Genomic DNA, 14,615 nt, shown 5'->3' on the forward strand with positions numbered 1-14,615 from the left:
GGCAAGGTTCTACGGTGCATCGGGGCACCTTCGTAGGTGCTGGAACATGACCGAACTGGATATGCCCTCAAAGACGCCCCCTAAAAGTTTGGGCTTACAAGGGAAGGGTGAGGAATTTTGGACAACAAAAAGCCCGCACTGGGCGGGCTTTTTGTGAGTTTCGAATGGTTTTGACACCACTCGAAAGAAATGAGTGGTGCCCAGGGACGGAATCGAACCGCCGACACGGGGATTTTCAATCCCCTGCTCTACCGACTGAGCTACCTGGGCAACGGGGCGCTATTAGACGGATTTGGCTTTTGGCTGTCAAGCGCGGGAAGGAAAATATTTAGCGGGGACGGGCGTTTAGCGTCGGAGCGTTGGCTCAGGGGGCTTCGCTCGGTTGGAAACACCCGTCCAGGCATGGGCCGTCGTTCACTCGCTCGGCGGCACGTAGCCTTCGGCCTGGGCGTATTCCTCTCCGGAGAAGAACTTGTCCATCTCGCCTTGCAGGAATTTGCGGTCTTCGGCGTTCATCATGTTCAGGCGACGTTCGTTGATCAGCATGGTCTGGTGCTTCTGCCAGTCTTCCCAGGCCTTCTTCGAGACGTTGTTGTAGATGTCTTCTCCCTTGGCGCCGGGGTAGGGCGGGCGGTCGAGGCCGGGGAGTTCTTCTTTGTACTTGCGGCAGTTCACGGTGCGGGTCATGACGTTTCTCCTGCGTTCAATTCTGCGGCGGCGCGCTTGAGCAGCGTTTTTACCGGGGCGGCAAGGCCCAGGCGCGGCGGCGTGGCAAGGTTATACCAGAGCCAGTCGGCCTCCTCCACGCTGCCTGCGGTGGTGTGGACCCTGATCAGCCAGGGTTCGATGGCGAGCTGGAAATGGCTGAAGGTGTGCGTCAGGCCGGGCAGTTCGCGCGGCTCGCCCAGCTCCAGCTGATAACGATCGGCGATCTGTTCGAGGGCGGCCAGGTCGTCGAGCTCCGGCAGGCTCCAGAGTCCGCCCCAGAGGCCGGTGGACGGGCGCTTGTAGAGCAGGATGGCGTTCTCGCGGTTGGCCAGCAGCGGCATCAGGGTGCGTTTCTGTGGCAGCGCCTTGCGCGGTTTGGGTACCGGAAAATCGGTTTCCCGGCCCAGCAGGTGGGCGCGACAACCCTGTTTCAGCGGGCACAGCAGGCAGCTGGGCTTGCTGCGGGTGCAGAGCGTGGCACCCAGGTCCATCATCGCCTGGGTGTAGTGGTTGACGCGCTGCTGCGGCGTGAGACGTTCGGCGACCTCCCAGAGCTGCCTGGCCACTTTCGGCTCGCCCGGGTAGCCGCTCTGGGCAACATAGCGGGCCAGCACGCGTTTGACGTTGCCGTCGAGGATGGGCGCGCGCAGGCCCATGCTCAGGCTGGCAATGGCGCCGGCGGTGGAGCGACCGATGCCGGGCAGCTCGGCGAGCTTTTCCACGTCACGCGGGAATTCGCCGCCGTGCCGTTCGACGACGATCTTCGCGGTCTTGTGCAGGTTGCGCGCACGGCTGTAGTAACCCAGGCCGGTCCACAGGTGCAGCACTTCGTCTTCTTCGGCGGCGGCCAGGGCCTCGACCGTGGGCAGGGCGTCCATGAAGCGGTCGAAGTAACCGAGCACGGTGCCGACCTGGGTCTGCTGCAGCATGATCTCGGAGACCCAAACGCGGTAAGGCGTGATGCCCTGTTGCCAGGGCAGATCCTTGCGGCCGTGACGGTCATACCAGCCGAGTACGGCGGCGCCGAACTGTTCCGGGCTCATCGGTTGAACAGGCCTTTGAGGGCGTCCTTGAGTTCGGGACTGACCTTGTCGCCGAGCTTCTCCTCGATTTTCTCGTTGAGTTTCTCGCCGGCGAGCCTGGCGGCGACCTTGCCTAGGGCGTCCTTGTCGAAGCGGCAGGCCTTGGCGCCCAGCTCCAGCGGGCCGCGGCAGCGCAGCGGCCATTCGATGCCTTCGTAACGCTCGTTGACCTGGCAGGCTTCGTCCGGCATGGCGCCCTTGTCGCCTTCGACCAGGATGCCGACGCGATAGTCCATGCCCAGCACGCGCAGATCGACATCGCCGTTGCCGTTGACGGTCAGCCCCGGAATGCTGGCTTTCAGGTCGGGATTGCTGGCCACGCCGTTGCGCAGGGTCAGGTTGCCCTTGAGTTCGCGGAAAGGTGTGTCCTTGCTGCGTGGCTCGCTGGTCAGCGGCTTGCGGTTGAGGGTGGCGATGGCGCGGCAGAGCTGCTGTTCGAGATTGGCTTCGAGCAGCACGCCGTTGTCGATGATGAAGCCGATCTTGCCGTTGAGGTTATCGATCCAGGCCTTCTGGCTCTGTCCGCGGGTGTTCAGGTCGCTGTCCAGGTTGAGCAGGCCCTTGATCATCACGTCCTGGCCCTGGCTCTCCAGCAGGCGTTCGATGGGAACGTGGACGATGCGTTGCTGGGAGCTGATCAGCGGGATGTCTGGCCGCGCATCGAGGCGGGCGGCGACTTCCACGCGGCCGTTGTAGAGGTTGCCACGCAGTTGCTCCAGGACCAGCAGGCCGTTCGCGCTGTTGGCGACGAGGCTGAAGGCCTCGAGGGGCAGCTTCATCGCGGTGAGGCTGCCGATGCTCAGGTTGACCCTGGTGTCGAGCTTGCGCAGCGGTCCCGGCGGCAGGATGGATTCGTCGCTCCAGGCCTGCTGGGTGGGCTGGTCGGGTAGCGGCGTGGTGCCGCTGCCGATGGCACCGGCCTCGGTTTTCTTCACCTCGCTCCGGCGTGCGGCGCTGGTGGTATCGGTGCTGGTCGGTGGCAGGTAGTGGTCGAGGTTGAGGCGGTCGCCCTTGAGCTGCACGCGCAGTGCCTGCCGGGCGAAATCGCTGATGCCGGCCTGCCCGGTGAAGGTGGAGTCGTCCAGCGTCAGGTTGAGCTCTTCGAACATCAGACTGTTCTGCGTGCCGGTCAGGCGGGTGACCAGCTCGACCTTGCTCAGCGCCGTCTTCTCGGCCATTGGCGGCAGTTGCTGACCGATGCCTTCCAGGAATTCGCGCGCATTGAACTGCGCGATGGACAAGGCGCCGGCGAGCTTGGGCTGCTCCTGCAGGTCGCGCAGCTTGATTTCGCCGAGGCCGCGCAGCTGGTTGGCGGTGAATTTGAGGCTGGTCCATTCGGCGACCTGCGCCACCAGATCGGCCTGCAACTGACCCTGGGCGGTGAAACTCAGGGTCTTGCCCTGCAGCGGTTCGCCCGAGGCTTCGCCGCTCAGGCGCAGGTCTTCGAGCTGGTAGCGCTGCAGCTGGTTGTCGAAACGCAGCGTGCCCTGCAGTTCGGTACGGGCGCGCATGACCGGCTGGTTGCTGCCGAAGAAGGCGTTGAGCTTGAGTGGTATCGGCGCGCCTTCGCGGATGGCGCCGGTGCTCAGCTCGATGCCTTCGGCGCTGAATTGCTGGCCGCTCTTGGCATCGTGGTAGGTGACGCGCGCGTCGTTGACGCTGAGACTGTCGATATCCAGCCTCAGCGGGCGGCGCGGCTTGACATCGGCTTCTTCGGGGCTTTCCGGCTGTGCGGGCGGAGTCGGCTCGGTTGGCGCGGCGTCTTCCTGCGCCGGTGGCTGACCCAGGCCTTCCCAGTTGCCGGTGCCGTTCTCGTCGCGGTTGAGCGTCAGGTTGAGGCCCTGAACGGTGATGTCGCTCATCTGCACTTCGCGGCGCAGCAGCGGCATCACGCGAACGGAGAGCCCGAGCATGCCCAGGTCGGCGAAGGGCTGCTGCGGCGTGCGGGTGCTGGCGAGGGTGGTTTCGTGCAGTTCCAGGCCGAGCCAGGGGAACAGGCTCCAGCCGATGTCGCCATTGATCTGCAGCTCGAGCCCGGCCTTGTCGCGGGCGAGCTGGCGGATTTCATCCTTGTAGTCGTTGGGGTCGAACAGGTGAGTCAGGGCGAAGCCCAACGCAACGATGACCAGCAGCAATCCGAGGATTGTCAGGCCCAGGATCTTGCCGAGCGCTTTCATGGACGGGTCCTTTGTGTTGGCAATCTTGAATCGAGCGAGTATAGCGTCGCTGTGTTTACTGATTAGGCTCAGAGTGGTCGCAGGGGCAGATGCGTGCGCGCTGCCAGTGCCTGGATTTCCAGGTTGTCGAGCGGAGCGGCCAGATGCAGGCGGGCATCCGCGTCATCGGCCTGACGCCGGCTCTCCTCGATGATGCGTCGGGCCACCCCGCGCCCGCGGGTGATCTTGCGCACGCACAGATGCGACAGGCGCCACTCCTTTTCTTCCCGTTGCAGCAACGCGGCGCCGAGCAGTCGATCGTTGAAGCGGCCGGCGATCAGCGTGCCGCTGGCGAGCCCGGCCTCGATCAGCGCTTCGGCGCTGGCGTGGGGGGCGAGCAGCCAGTCGGGAGCGTCGGCGTAGATCTTGGCGAGATCGATGCGGTCCTGGTCGGAAGGCGCGTCGATGGCGACGACGTAGACGGGCATGAGGCGGGCTCCGGTGCGCGGGGCCCGCCAGTGTAAACCCGCTGGATGTTCGCCGGTAGCCGCCTTCAGTTGCCGCGGCCTATAATGGCGGCCTTTTCCCGTTTGATTTTGTGGAGCAGGTGATGGCCGAACGTACGGCATTCGTCGAGCGCAATACCCTGGAAACCCAGGTCAAGGCCTCGATCAATCTGGATGGCACCGGCAAGGCGCGATTCGCCATCGGCGTGCCCTTTCTCGAGCACATGCTCGACCAGATCGCCCGTCACGGGCTGATCGACCTGGATGTCGAATGCAAGGGCGACCTGCACATCGATGACCACCACACCGTCGAGGACGTCGGCATCACCCTCGGCCAGGCCTTCGCCAAGGCCATCGGCGACAAGAAGGGCATGACCCGCTACGGCCATTCCTACGTGCCGCTGGACGAAGCGCTGTCGCGCGTGGTGATCGATTTCTCCGGACGTCCCGGGCTGACCATGAACGTGCCCTATACCCGCGCCACCGTCGGCGGTTTCGACGTCGACCTGTTCCAGGAGTTCTTCCAGGGCTTCGTCAACCATGCGCTGGTGACGCTGCACATCGACACGCTGCGCGGCACCAATACCCATCACCAGATCGAAACCGTGTTCAAGGCCTTCGGCCGTGCGCTGCGCATGGCGCTGACGCTGGACGAGCGCATGGCCGGGCAGATGCCTTCGACCAAGGGTTGCCTGTAATGCAGACCGTCGCCGTCATCGATTACGGCATGGGCAATCTGCACTCGGTGGCCAAGGCGCTGGAGCACGTCGGTGCCGGCAAGGTGCTGGTGACCAGCGATGCGCAGGTCATCCGTGAAGCCGACCGCGTGGTGTTTCCCGGCGTCGGCGCGATCCGCGACTGCATGGCCGAGATCCGCCGCCTGGGTTTCGACGAGTTGGTGCGCGAGGTCAGCGTCGACCGCCCCTTCCTCGGCATCTGCGTCGGCATGCAGGCGCTGCTCGAGCGCAGCGAGGAGAATGACGGGGTCGATTGCATCGGCCTGTTCCCCGGCCAGGTGCGCTTCTTCGGCAAGGACCTGGAGGAGGACGGCGAGCGCCTCAAGGTGCCGCACATGGGCTGGAACCAGGTCAAGCAGGCGGTAGACCATCCGCTCTGGCACAGCATTCCTGACAATGGCCGCTTCTACTTCGTGCACAGCTATTACGTCGAGGCCGGCAATCCGCGCCACGTGGTCGGGCGCGGCCACTACGGCAAGGATTTCGCCGCGGCGCTGGCCGATGGCTCGCGTTTCGCCGTGCAGTTCCACCCCGAGAAGAGCCACACCCACGGCCTGCAGTTGCTGCAGAACTTCGCCGCCTGGGATGGCCGCTGGTAATGAGCCGGGCGAAGCTCAAGGTGCCGGTCCTGGCGCTGGATGCCGCTCAGGAGCAGGCCGCGCAGCAGACCATCAAGCGCTTTATGGAAGATCGTTTCGAACTGGAGCTCGGCTCCTTCGAGGCGCAGGAAGTGCTCGATCTGTTCGCTCGTGAAATTGCTCCGCTGTACTACAACAAGGCGATTTTCGACGTGCAGACGCACCTGAAGGACAGGTTCGAAAGCATCGAAAGCGACTTGTGGGCGCTCGAGAAGAGCTGACCTTTAACCGACACCCGATTTGAACAGGTTCGAGCCATGCTGATTATTCCCGCGATCGATCTCAAGGACGGCGCCTGCGTGCGTCTGCGTCAGGGCCTGATGGACGACGCCACGGTGTTCTCCGACGACCCGGTGGCCATGGCCGCCAAGTGGGTCGAGGCCGGCTGCCGCCGCCTGCACCTGGTCGATCTGAACGGCGCCTTCGAGGGCCAGCCGGTCAATGGCGAGGTGGTCACCGCGATCGCCAGGCGCTACCCGGATCTGCCGATCCAGATCGGCGGCGGTATTCGCTCGCTGGAAACCATCGAGCATTACGTGCGCGCCGGCGTCAGCTACGTGATCATCGGCACCAAGGCGGTCAAGCAGCCGGAATTCGTCGGCGAGGCCTGCCGCGCGTTTCCGGGCAAGGTCATCGTCGGCCTGGATGCCAAGGACGGTTTCGTCGCCACCGACGGCTGGGCCGAGGTCAGCAGCGTGCAGGCCGTGGATCTGGCGCGCCGTTTCGAGGCCGATGGCGTCTCGGCGATCGTCTACACCGACATCGCCAAGGACGGCATGATGCAGGGCTGCAACGTCGAAGCCACCGTGGCCCTGGCCAACGCCAGCCGCATTCCGGTGATCGCTTCCGGCGGCATCCACAACATCGGCGACATCCAGAAGCTGCTCGACACCAGCACCCCCGGCATCATCGGCGCCATCACCGGCCGAGCGATCTACGAAGGCACGCTGGACGTGGCCGAGGCGCAGGCGCTTTGCGACCTCAAGTTCAAAGACGAGTAACAGCGCCAATCCGGTGACCCGGTGGACAACGTTGCGCGGTTGTCCACCCTACGAGAGAGATCGACCATGGCCCTCGCCAAACGCATCATCCCCTGCCTCGACGTGGACAACGGCCGCGTGGTCAAGGGCGTTAAGTTCGAGAACATCCGCGATGCCGGCGACCCGGTGGAGATCGCCCGGCGCTACGACGAGCAGGGTGCCGACGAGATTACCTTCCTCGACATCACCGCCAGCGTCGATAACCGCGACACCACGCTGCACACCGTCGAGCGCATGGCCAGCCAGGTGTTCATTCCGCTGACCGTCGGCGGTGGCGTGCGCAACGTGCAGGACATCCGCAACCTGCTCAACGCCGGTGCCGACAAGGTCTCGATCAATACCGCCGCGGTATTCAACCCCGAGTTCGTCGGCGAGGCGGCTGCGCGTTTCGGTTCGCAGTGCATCGTCGTCGCCATCGACGCCAAGAAGGTCTCGGCACCGGGCGAACCGGGGCGCTGGGAGATCTTCACCCATGGCGGGCGCAAGCCCACCGGGCTGGATGCGGTGGCCTGGGCGAAGAAGATGGAAGACCTCGGCGCCGGCGAGATCCTGCTGACCAGCATGGACCAGGACGGCGTGAAAAGCGGCTACGACCTGGGCGTGACCCGCGCCATCAGCGAGACGCTATGCATTCCGGTGATCGCCTCGGGCGGCGTCGGCAACCTGCAGCACCTGGCCGATGGCATCCTCGAGGGCAAGGCCGATGCGGTGCTCGCCGCCAGCATCTTCCACTTCGGTGAGTACAGCATCCCCGAAGCCAAGGCCTACATGGCCAGCTGCGGCATCGTGATGCGCTGACCTGGTCGTCATTCGATCGGCTAGCTGATTAAGGAAGTGTTCGCGGCAAGCGCGGACGCAACATCCAAAGGAGATCCTGCAATGTTCAAATCTACGCTGCTGGCCATGGCCGCCAGTCTCTCGCTGCTCTGCGGTGCCGCGCAGGCGGCGCCGGAGCAGATCAACCTGCTCACCGAGAACTTCCCGCCGTACAACATGGCGGTCGACGGCAAGAACTACGCGCGCGACGAGAACATCCAGGGCATTGCGGCCGATATCGTGCGGGAGATGTTCCAGCGCGCCGGTATCGACTACACGCTGACCCTTCGTTTCCCCTGGGAGCGCGTCTACAAGATGGCGCTGGAAACGCCGGGCTACGGTGTGTTCGTGATGGCGCGCCTGCCCGAGCGCGAAGCGCTGTTCAAGTGGGTGGGGCCCATCGGGCCGGATGACTGGGTGTTGCTGGCGCGTGCCGACAGCCCTATCGACATCACCAGTCTCGAACAGGCCAGGCGCTACAACATCGGCGCCTACAAGGGCGACGCCATTGCCGAGCACCTCGTGGCGCAGGGACTCGAGCCTTCGCTGGCACTGCGCGACCAGACCAATGTCGAGAAGCTGCAGAATGGCGAGATCGATCTCTGGGCGACCGGTGATCCGGCGGGGCGCTACCTGGCGAAGCAGCAGGGCGTAACGGGATTCAAGCGCGTACTGCGCTTCGACGATGCGCAGCTGTTCCTCGCGCTGAACAAGCAGACCGCCGACGATACCGTGGCGAAGCTGCAGGCTGCGCTGGAGCAGATGAGGTCCGACGGCACCGTCGAGGCAATCAACGGCCGTTATCTGTAGCCTGCACTGGAGCCGCCAGGTCGGGCCCGTTCGTTCGGCGGGCCTGTCGCTCCTGTTTTGTGATCTATGTCTCGTTTTCCCGTTCACCCCGGTCCGTTTGCCTTTCAGCTGCTAGAAATAAAACCTTGGCCGATGGTCGACTGGGGGAAGAACGATGCTGAAACGAATTCTGGTGGTGATGGCGTTGTTGCTGGGCGCCACCACGGCAAGAGCCGAACTGGCCGACGACTACAAGCTGATTCTGCTGACCGAGAATTTCCCGCCCTTCAACATGGCGGCCGATCGGAAGAACTACGCAACCGAGAACAACGTTCACGGCATCAACGCCGACATCGTCCGCGAGTTGTTCAAGCGCGCCGGCATCGATTACAGCCTGACGCTGCGCTTCCCCTGGGACCGAATCTACAAGCAGGTGCTGGAGCAGCCCAACCAGGGTTTGTTCTCGACCACCTTCACTCCCGAGCGCGAACCGCTGTTTAAGTGGGTCGGGCCGTTGGCCAGCACCGGCTGGGTCCTCCTGGCTCCGCCGGGCAGCCCGTTGCGGCTGAGTTCGCTGGAGCAGGCGAGGCAGTACCGTGTCGGTGCCTACAAGAACGATGCGGTCAGCCAGCACTTGGAGAGCAAGGGCTTCGAGCTGGCCAACTCCCTGCGTGACCAGGAGAACGTCGACAAGCTGCTCAAGGGCCAGATCGATCTCTGGGCCACCACCGATCCCGTGGGGCCTTACCTGGCCAAGCAGGAAGGCGTCAGCGGCCTGGCCACGGTGCTGCGCTTCAATGACGCGCAGTTGTTCCTGGCGTTGAACAGGGAAACGCCCGACGAGGTGGTCAAGCGTCTGCAGACGACCCTGAACGAGATGAAGCAGGATGGTTCTGTGGATGCCATCGTGCGGCGCTATCTCTAGGGTGTTATGTCAGCGATAGATACCACCACGGCCATGGGCAGCCATGGCGCGGTTGCCACGGGTGGCGATCATCTGGCCGATGTCGATCCAGGCGATGCCCAGCTCGCCAAGCCGTGGCAACTCGCGTTCCAGTAATTCGAGGGTGCTGCGGTGCGGGTGACCGATAATCACCACCGAGCCTTGCTTGCGGGCCAGCGTGAGGGCGGCGGCGAACTGCCTGGCGACCGCTGCCGGGCTGGGATCGTCATCCAGAAAGATGTCCCGCGACAGGCTCGCCAGGCCGGCGCGTTGTGCGGTAGCGGCGGCCAGGGTGCGAGGGTTGGTGCGGCTGTCCAGAAAGAACAGGTGGCGCTGCTGCAGCGTGGCCATCAGCATCGCCATGGGTTGCTGCTGGTCGGTCATCTGGCTGCCCATGTGATTGTTCAGCCCGCTGGCGTGCGGGACGACGGCCAGCGCGTCGTCCAGTCGGCGGCGCAGTTCGTCCTGGGGCAGCTCGGGGCGCCACGCGTAGGGGCCGCCCGCAGGCGCCATCGGCAGGTGCAGCATGACTGTCTTGCCGGCCGCATGGGCGCGTTGCGAAAGCTGGGAGGCGTGGCGGGTGTCCGGCAGTATCGCGAGGGCGACCGGGCCGGGCAGCGCCAGAACGCGCGCGTCTCTGGCCGGATTCTGCCCGAGGTCGTCGATGATCAGCGCCAGCTTGGGTGCGCTGGCCTGGCTGACAGCCGCAGCGGGCCGTTCGCCATTGTCGCCCGTGGCCAGCGATGCGTTGCAGAACAGCGGAATCAGGCTCGCCAGCAGCAAGAGTGACGCATGCCGCATCACTATTTGCCGCGGGTGAGGTTCAGACCCTTGAGCAGGTTGAGCGCCTGGCCGAGCTGGTAATCGTCATCCTGCGGGCGTGGCGAGTCGCCGCCTGCCTTGCTGCCGCTGGGACGATCGGGGCCGCCATTGCCGTTGCCCAGGTGACCGGCCAGATCGGCCTCGCGCAGGCTTTCCGCCGCCTGCTCGCGGGTCAGCTTGGCGCGGGTCACCTCGATGTCCGGCTCGATGCCCTGGGCCTGGATGGAGCGGCCGTTGGGCGTGTAGTAGAGCGCCGTGGTCAGTTTGAGCGCGCGGTCGTTGTTCAATGGCAATACGGTTTGCACCGAGCCCTTGCCGAAGCTGTCGGTGCCCATCACCACGGCGCGCTTCTGATCCTGCAGGGCGCCGGCGACGATCTCCGAGGCGGAGGCGCTGCCGCCATTGATCAGCACCACCAGCGCGACACCCTCGCTGGCATCGGCCGGGTCGGCGTTGAAGCGCAGCTCGGAATTGGCGATACGACCCTGGGTATAGACGATCAGGCCGCTGCTGAGGAAGTGGTCGGATACCTCGACGGCGGCCTGCAATACCCCGCCCGGATTGTTGCGCAGGTCCAGCACCAGGCCGTTGAGTTTCTTGCCCTCGTTGTTCTTCTTCAGGCGAGCTAGCGCCTTGCCGACCTCCTCGCCCGTGTTGATCTGGAACTGGGTGATGCGCAGGTAGCCGTAGCCGGGTTCGAGCATCTGGCTCTTGACGCTGGTGACCTTGATGATCGCGCGTGTCAGCTTGACGTCGAAGGGTTTGCCGCCCTCGCGAACCAGCGACAGGTTGATGTCGGTGCCGGGCTTGCCGCGCATCATGCCCACCGCTTCGATCATCGACAGCCCCTTGGTCGGCTTGCCGTCGATCTTGACGATCAGGTCGCCCGCCTCGATGCCCGCCTTGGAGGCGGGCGTATCGTCGATGGGCGAGACCACCTTGATGAAGCCATCCTCGACCCCGACTTCGATGCCCAGCCCGCCGAATTCCCCGGTGGTGCTTTCCTGCAGCTCGGCGAAGGCCTCCGGCTCGAGGTAGGCCGAATGCGGGTCGAGGTTGCTGAGCATGCCCTTGATGGCGTTCTCCAGCAGCGTCTTGTCGTCCACCGGCTCGACATAGGCCGCCTTGATGCGGTCGAGTACTTCGACGAAGGTGCGCAGTTCTTCCAGGGGCAGCGGGGCCTTGTTGCCGGTGTCCTCGAGCGCCTCGGGGGGCAGAACCAGGTCGGCCGGGGGCTGCTGCGCCCAGGCGCTGCCGTGCATGCCCAGCAACATGGCCAGGATCAGCGTGGAGGGGCGGGCGAAGCGGCGCAGGTGAAGCATGTCGAACTCCGGTTGTGAAGGGCGCAGAGGTTAACCTTGCGCGCGGCACCATAAGGCCGGATCGCTCGGGCGACCCTGCTGGCGAATGGCGAAATACAGTGCGGCGGCTTCCTGCCCGCCACTGTTTCCTACGGTGGCGATGGGGTCCCCGGCCTCGACGATCTCTCCGGCATCGCGCAACAGGCTCTGGTTATGACCGTAGAGGCTCAGATAACCGTTGCCGTGATCGAGGATCACCAGCAGCCCGGCGCCGCGCAGCCAGTCGGCGAATACCACCCGGCCACCGTGTACGGCGCGCACCTGGGTGCCCAGGTTGGCGCCGATCAGTACCCCGTCCCACTTGGTTCGAGCGTCGCCGCCGCGCGGAGTGCCGTAGCCGGCGACCAGACGTCCGTCGACGGGCCAGGGCAGTTTCCCCTTGGCGTTGGCGAAAGGCCCGCCGAAGTTGCCGCCGGCGCTGGAAACAAGCGGGCCGGACGCCGTATTGCCGCTTGCCCGGCGTGATTGTTCCTCGCGCGCCAGTGCCAGCGCACGCTGACGTTCCTGCTCGGCTTCGCGCGCCTGGCGGGCGAGGGTTTCCTCGATGGTCTTGAGCACGCGCTCGAACTGCGCCTGCTCCTGCTTGCGAGCCTGGAGCTTGCGATCACGACTGGAGAGGTCCTTGTCGAGCTTGGCCAGCGTCAGCTGTCGCTCCTTGCGTACCTCGGCCAGCTGGGCGCGACGTTGCTTCAGCCCGTCCTGTTTTTCGGCCAGGATCGTCTGCTGCGACTCGATGCCGGCTTCGACGTTCGCCAGTTGGCGCAGGGTCTCGTTGAAGCGCTCGACCTGCTCGAAGCGAGCCGTGTTCAGATAGTCGTAATAGGTAAGGGTGCGGCTGAATTTTTCCGGGTTCTGCTGGTTGAGCAGCAGCTTGAGGTACTCCTGGCGACCGCTCTGGTAGGCGGCGCGTGCCTGAATGCCGATCAGTCGCTGCTGCTCGATGCGGGCACCCTCAAGCGTGGTTTTCTCCTCGTCGAGACGTTCGAGCTCGGCCTCGCTGCGATCGATCTCCTGCTGCAGCGAATCCACCTGCTTTTCCAGCTCGCCCATCTCGCTTTCGGTAGTCTTCAGCTGCTTATGGACGGCGGACTTTTCCTGCTCGATCTGTTTGAGCAGCTTCTGCAGCTCGGCGACGTCCTTGCGGGCGGCTTCGATCTGCTGGCGTGCTTCGGTGCGCTCGTCGGCCACGACCGGGCCGAGCAGGCAGGTAAGCGCGAATGCGAGGAGGATACGAGGCATGTGATGGACAAACCGGAGATTCGAGAGTCGCCGTAGTATGCATAAAAAGCGGGCTGGAAGCTTGAGAGCCGTCGCCGGAAGTAGACGTGCTGCCAAGATTCGTTTCCCGCTTCCGGCTATCGGCCTTGATTCAGCTCGACGATCGAGCGTCCGCTCATCTCTGTCGGTACCGGCAGGCCCAGCAGGGTCAGCATCGTCGGCGCGACATCGGCGAGTACGCCGCCTTCGCGAATCTTCAGGTCGCGCTTGCCGACATAGATGAAGGGCACCGGCTCGCAGGTGTGTGCGGTATGTGCCTGGCCGGTCATCACGTCTTCCATCTGCTCGACGTTGCCGTGGTCGGCGGTGATCAGTGCTTCGCCGCCGACCCTGTCCAGGGCTTCGACGATGCGGCCGACGCATTTGTCCAGGCATTCGACCGCCTTGACCGCCGCCTCGAACACGCCGGTGTGGCCGACCATGTCGCCGTTGGCGTAGTTGACGATGATCACGTCGAAGCGCTGGTTGTCGATGGCTTCGACGATCCGGTCGGTGACTTCCGGCGCGCTCATCTCCGGCTGCAGGTCGTAGGTGGCGACCTGCGGCGACGGAATCAGGATGCGTTCCTCGCCGGCGAAGGGCTCTTCGCGGCCACCGGAGAAGAAGAAGGTGACGTGGGCGTACTTCTCGGTCTCGGCGATGCGCAGCTGGGTCTTGCCGTTGTTGGCCAGGTACTCGCCGAGCACGTTGGTCAGCGCCTCGGGGGTGAAGGCGGCCGGGGCGGGAATGCTCGCCGCGTATTGGGTGAGCATGACGAAGCCGGCCAGCTGCGGCACGCGGGCCCGCTGGAAGCCATCGAAGCCGGTTTCGACGAAGGCGCGGGTCAGTTCGCGGGCGCGGTCTGCGCGGAAATTCATGAACACCACGGCATCGCCATCTTCCACCCGCACCGGCTCGCCGATGGTGGTGGCCTTGACGAACTCGTCGCTCTCGCCGCGCTCGTAGGCGGCGATCAGGCCGTCCACCGCGTAATCGGACTGAAACTCGGCCTTGCCGTCGACGATCAGCTCATAGGCCTGTTGCACGCGATCCCAGCGGTTGTCGCGGTCCATGGCGAAGTAGCGGCCGATCAGGCTGGCGATCCGGCCCTTGCCCAGGCGGGTGAAGGTGGCCTGCAGCAGTTCGATGGAGCTCTGCGCGCTCTTGGGCGGCGTGTCGCGGCCGTCGAGGAAGGCGTGCAGGTAGATCTTCTCGGCACCGCGCCGAGCTGCCAGCTCGGCCATGGCGACAAGGTGGTCCTGATGGCTGTGCACGCCGCCATCGGACAGCAGGCCGAGGATGTGCACGGCCTTGCCGCTGGAGGCGGCCTTGTCCACGGCAGCGCAGATGTTCGGGTTCTCGAAGAAGTCGCCGTCGCGGATGGACTTGGTCACGCGGGTAAAGTCCTGGTACACCACGCGACCGGCGCCGAGGTTCATGTGGCCGACTTCCGAATTGCCCATCTGCCCATCCGGCAGGCCGACATCCATGCCGCTACCCGAGATCAGGCCATGGGGCTGGGTGGCACGCAGACGGTCGTAGACCGGCGTGTTGGCAGCGTGGATGGCGTTGTATTCGGGGCTGTCGCTGTGTCCGAAGCCGTCGAGAATGATCAGTACCAGGGGTTTGGGCGCAACGGGCATCTGTCGGGTCCTTGTAGGAGGGCGCGAAAAAGGCGGCCAGTCTACTGGCTGGCCGGTTTGGCGTCACGATTCGCAGGGTTCAGCCCAGGATGGGGGCTGTGTATACTCGGCCCGCAT

The 14,615-nt window shown here is 64.7% G+C and carries 15 protein-coding genes and 1 tRNA gene; 7 read left to right on the forward strand and 9 right to left on the reverse strand.

The genetic code is table 11. The annotated features are described in order from the left end of the window. Positions 1-194 precede the first annotated feature (194 nt). The 5 genes from EA795_RS00955 to EA795_RS00975 form a co-directional block, all read right to left on the reverse strand. A tRNA-Phe gene (locus EA795_RS00955) sits at positions 195-270 on the reverse strand. A 144-nt stretch (positions 271-414) separates the two neighbouring features. After that, a complete protein-coding gene (locus EA795_RS00960) occupies positions 415-687 on the reverse strand; it encodes an oxidative damage protection protein (RefSeq protein ID WP_014854487.1) in 273 nt (90 codons plus the stop codon). Continuing rightward, positions 684-1,751: an A/G-specific adenine glycosylase gene (gene mutY, locus EA795_RS00965; RefSeq protein ID WP_122075060.1), complete on the reverse strand. Its 1,068-nt coding sequence runs from the start codon at positions 1,749-1,751 to the stop codon at positions 684-686. Before mutY ends, EA795_RS00960 begins: the two co-directional genes overlap by 4 nt. Next, positions 1,748-3,967 carry an AsmA family protein gene (locus EA795_RS00970; RefSeq protein WP_058077966.1) on the reverse strand — a complete coding sequence of 740 codons (2,220 nt, stop codon included), beginning with the start codon at positions 3,965-3,967 and terminating at the stop codon, positions 1,748-1,750. The genes mutY and EA795_RS00970 overlap by 4 nt, the downstream gene beginning before the upstream one ends. A gap of 68 nt (positions 3,968-4,035) precedes the next feature. Next, positions 4,036-4,434 carry an acetyl-CoA sensor PanZ family protein gene (locus EA795_RS00975; protein ID WP_014854484.1) on the reverse strand — a complete coding sequence of 133 codons (399 nt, stop codon included), beginning with the start codon at positions 4,432-4,434 and terminating at the stop codon, positions 4,036-4,038. A gap of 122 nt (positions 4,435-4,556) precedes the next feature. Between EA795_RS00975 and hisB the strand changes: the two genes are divergently transcribed. From hisB to EA795_RS01010, 7 genes are all read left to right on the forward strand, one after another. Then, complete coding sequence (hisB, locus tag EA795_RS00980; protein ID WP_058077965.1) at positions 4,557-5,150, forward strand: imidazoleglycerol-phosphate dehydratase HisB; 594 nt, start codon at positions 4,557-4,559, stop codon at positions 5,148-5,150. Then, positions 5,150-5,788, forward strand: a complete 639-nt coding sequence (hisH, locus tag EA795_RS00985; RefSeq protein WP_014854482.1) for an imidazole glycerol phosphate synthase subunit HisH — start codon at positions 5,150-5,152, stop codon at positions 5,786-5,788. The genes hisB and hisH overlap by 1 nt, the downstream gene beginning before the upstream one ends. After that, a complete protein-coding gene (locus EA795_RS00990; RefSeq protein WP_122075062.1) occupies positions 5,788-6,048 on the forward strand; it encodes a DUF2164 domain-containing protein in 261 nt (86 codons plus the stop codon). Before hisH ends, EA795_RS00990 begins: the two co-directional genes overlap by 1 nt. A 36-nt stretch (positions 6,049-6,084) precedes the next feature. After that, the gene (gene hisA / locus EA795_RS00995) at positions 6,085-6,828 is read left to right on the forward strand and encodes a 1-(5-phosphoribosyl)-5-[(5-phosphoribosylamino)methylideneamino]imidazole-4-carboxamide isomerase (protein ID WP_065984547.1); all 744 of its coding nucleotides are present in this window, start codon (positions 6,085-6,087) and stop codon (positions 6,826-6,828) included. 66 nt (positions 6,829-6,894) lie between these two features. Beyond that, the gene (gene hisF, locus EA795_RS01000) at positions 6,895-7,665 is read left to right on the forward strand and encodes an imidazole glycerol phosphate synthase subunit HisF (protein ID WP_058073851.1); all 771 of its coding nucleotides are present in this window, start codon (positions 6,895-6,897) and stop codon (positions 7,663-7,665) included. Between the two features lie 81 nt (positions 7,666-7,746). Then, the gene (locus EA795_RS01005; RefSeq protein ID WP_122075065.1) at positions 7,747-8,493 is read left to right on the forward strand and encodes a substrate-binding periplasmic protein; all 747 of its coding nucleotides are present in this window, start codon (positions 7,747-7,749) and stop codon (positions 8,491-8,493) included. Positions 8,494-8,647: 154 nt separating this feature from the next. Then, a complete protein-coding gene (locus EA795_RS01010) occupies positions 8,648-9,397 on the forward strand; it encodes a substrate-binding periplasmic protein (protein WP_122075067.1) in 750 nt (249 codons plus the stop codon). 9 nt (positions 9,398-9,406) lie between these two features. Here the strand turns inward: EA795_RS01010 and EA795_RS01015 are convergent, their stop codons facing one another. The 4 genes from EA795_RS01015 to gpmI all read right to left on the reverse strand — a co-directional run bounded on the left by EA795_RS01015 (position 9,407) and on the right by gpmI (position 14,498). After that, positions 9,407-10,216 carry a divergent polysaccharide deacetylase family protein gene (locus EA795_RS01015; protein ID WP_014854476.1) on the reverse strand — a complete coding sequence of 270 codons (810 nt, stop codon included), beginning with the start codon at positions 10,214-10,216 and terminating at the stop codon, positions 9,407-9,409. 2 nt (positions 10,217-10,218) lie between these two features. Next, entirely contained in the window at positions 10,219-11,559 is a 1,341-nt protein-coding gene (locus tag EA795_RS01020) for a S41 family peptidase (protein WP_014854475.1), read from the reverse strand. Between the two features lie 30 nt (positions 11,560-11,589). Beyond that, positions 11,590-12,837: a murein hydrolase activator EnvC family protein gene (locus tag EA795_RS01025; RefSeq protein ID WP_014854474.1), complete on the reverse strand. Its 1,248-nt coding sequence runs from the start codon at positions 12,835-12,837 to the stop codon at positions 11,590-11,592. A 116-nt stretch (positions 12,838-12,953) separates the two neighbouring features. Continuing rightward, the gene (gpmI, locus tag EA795_RS01030; RefSeq protein WP_122075069.1) at positions 12,954-14,498 is read right to left on the reverse strand and encodes a 2,3-bisphosphoglycerate-independent phosphoglycerate mutase; all 1,545 of its coding nucleotides are present in this window, start codon (positions 14,496-14,498) and stop codon (positions 12,954-12,956) included. Positions 14,499-14,615: the final 117 nt, after the last annotated feature.

It is taken from the genome of Stutzerimonas nitrititolerans (assembly GCF_003696285.1).
GTDB classification, from domain to species: Bacteria; Pseudomonadota; Gammaproteobacteria; order Pseudomonadales; family Pseudomonadaceae; genus Stutzerimonas; species Stutzerimonas nitrititolerans.

Bases quoted from the DNA above. Each gene is read 5' to 3' on its own strand.
- EA795_RS00960 (WP_014854487.1), bottom strand. From the start codon at position 687: ATGACCCGCACCGTGAACTGCCGCAAGTACAAAGAAGAACTCCCCGGC.
- mutY (WP_122075060.1), bottom strand. From the start codon at position 1,751: ATGAGCCCGGAACAGTTCGGCGCCGCCGTACTCGGCTGGTATGACCGT.
- EA795_RS00970 (WP_058077966.1), bottom strand. From the start codon at position 3,967: ATGAAAGCGCTCGGCAAGATCCTGGGCCTGACAATCCTCGGATTGCTG.
- EA795_RS00975 (WP_014854484.1), bottom strand. From the start codon at position 4,434: ATGCCCGTCTACGTCGTCGCCATCGACGCGCCTTCCGACCAGGACCGC.
- hisB (WP_058077965.1), top strand. From the start codon at position 4,557: ATGGCCGAACGTACGGCATTCGTCGAGCGCAATACCCTGGAAACCCAG.
- hisH (WP_014854482.1), top strand. From the start codon at position 5,150: ATGCAGACCGTCGCCGTCATCGATTACGGCATGGGCAATCTGCACTCG.
- EA795_RS00990 (WP_122075062.1), top strand. From the start codon at position 5,788: ATGAGCCGGGCGAAGCTCAAGGTGCCGGTCCTGGCGCTGGATGCCGCT.
- hisA (WP_065984547.1), top strand. From the start codon at position 6,085: ATGCTGATTATTCCCGCGATCGATCTCAAGGACGGCGCCTGCGTGCGT.
- hisF (WP_058073851.1), top strand. From the start codon at position 6,895: ATGGCCCTCGCCAAACGCATCATCCCCTGCCTCGACGTGGACAACGGC.
- EA795_RS01005 (WP_122075065.1), top strand. From the start codon at position 7,747: ATGTTCAAATCTACGCTGCTGGCCATGGCCGCCAGTCTCTCGCTGCTC.
- EA795_RS01010 (WP_122075067.1), top strand. From the start codon at position 8,648: ATGCTGAAACGAATTCTGGTGGTGATGGCGTTGTTGCTGGGCGCCACC.
- EA795_RS01015 (WP_014854476.1), bottom strand. From the start codon at position 10,216: ATGCGGCATGCGTCACTCTTGCTGCTGGCGAGCCTGATTCCGCTGTTC.
- EA795_RS01020 (WP_014854475.1), bottom strand. From the start codon at position 11,559: ATGCTTCACCTGCGCCGCTTCGCCCGCCCCTCCACGCTGATCCTGGCC.
- EA795_RS01025 (WP_014854474.1), bottom strand. From the start codon at position 12,837: ATGCCTCGTATCCTCCTCGCATTCGCGCTTACCTGCCTGCTCGGCCCG.
- gpmI (WP_122075069.1), bottom strand. From the start codon at position 14,498: ATGCCCGTTGCGCCCAAACCCCTGGTACTGATCATTCTCGACGGCTTC.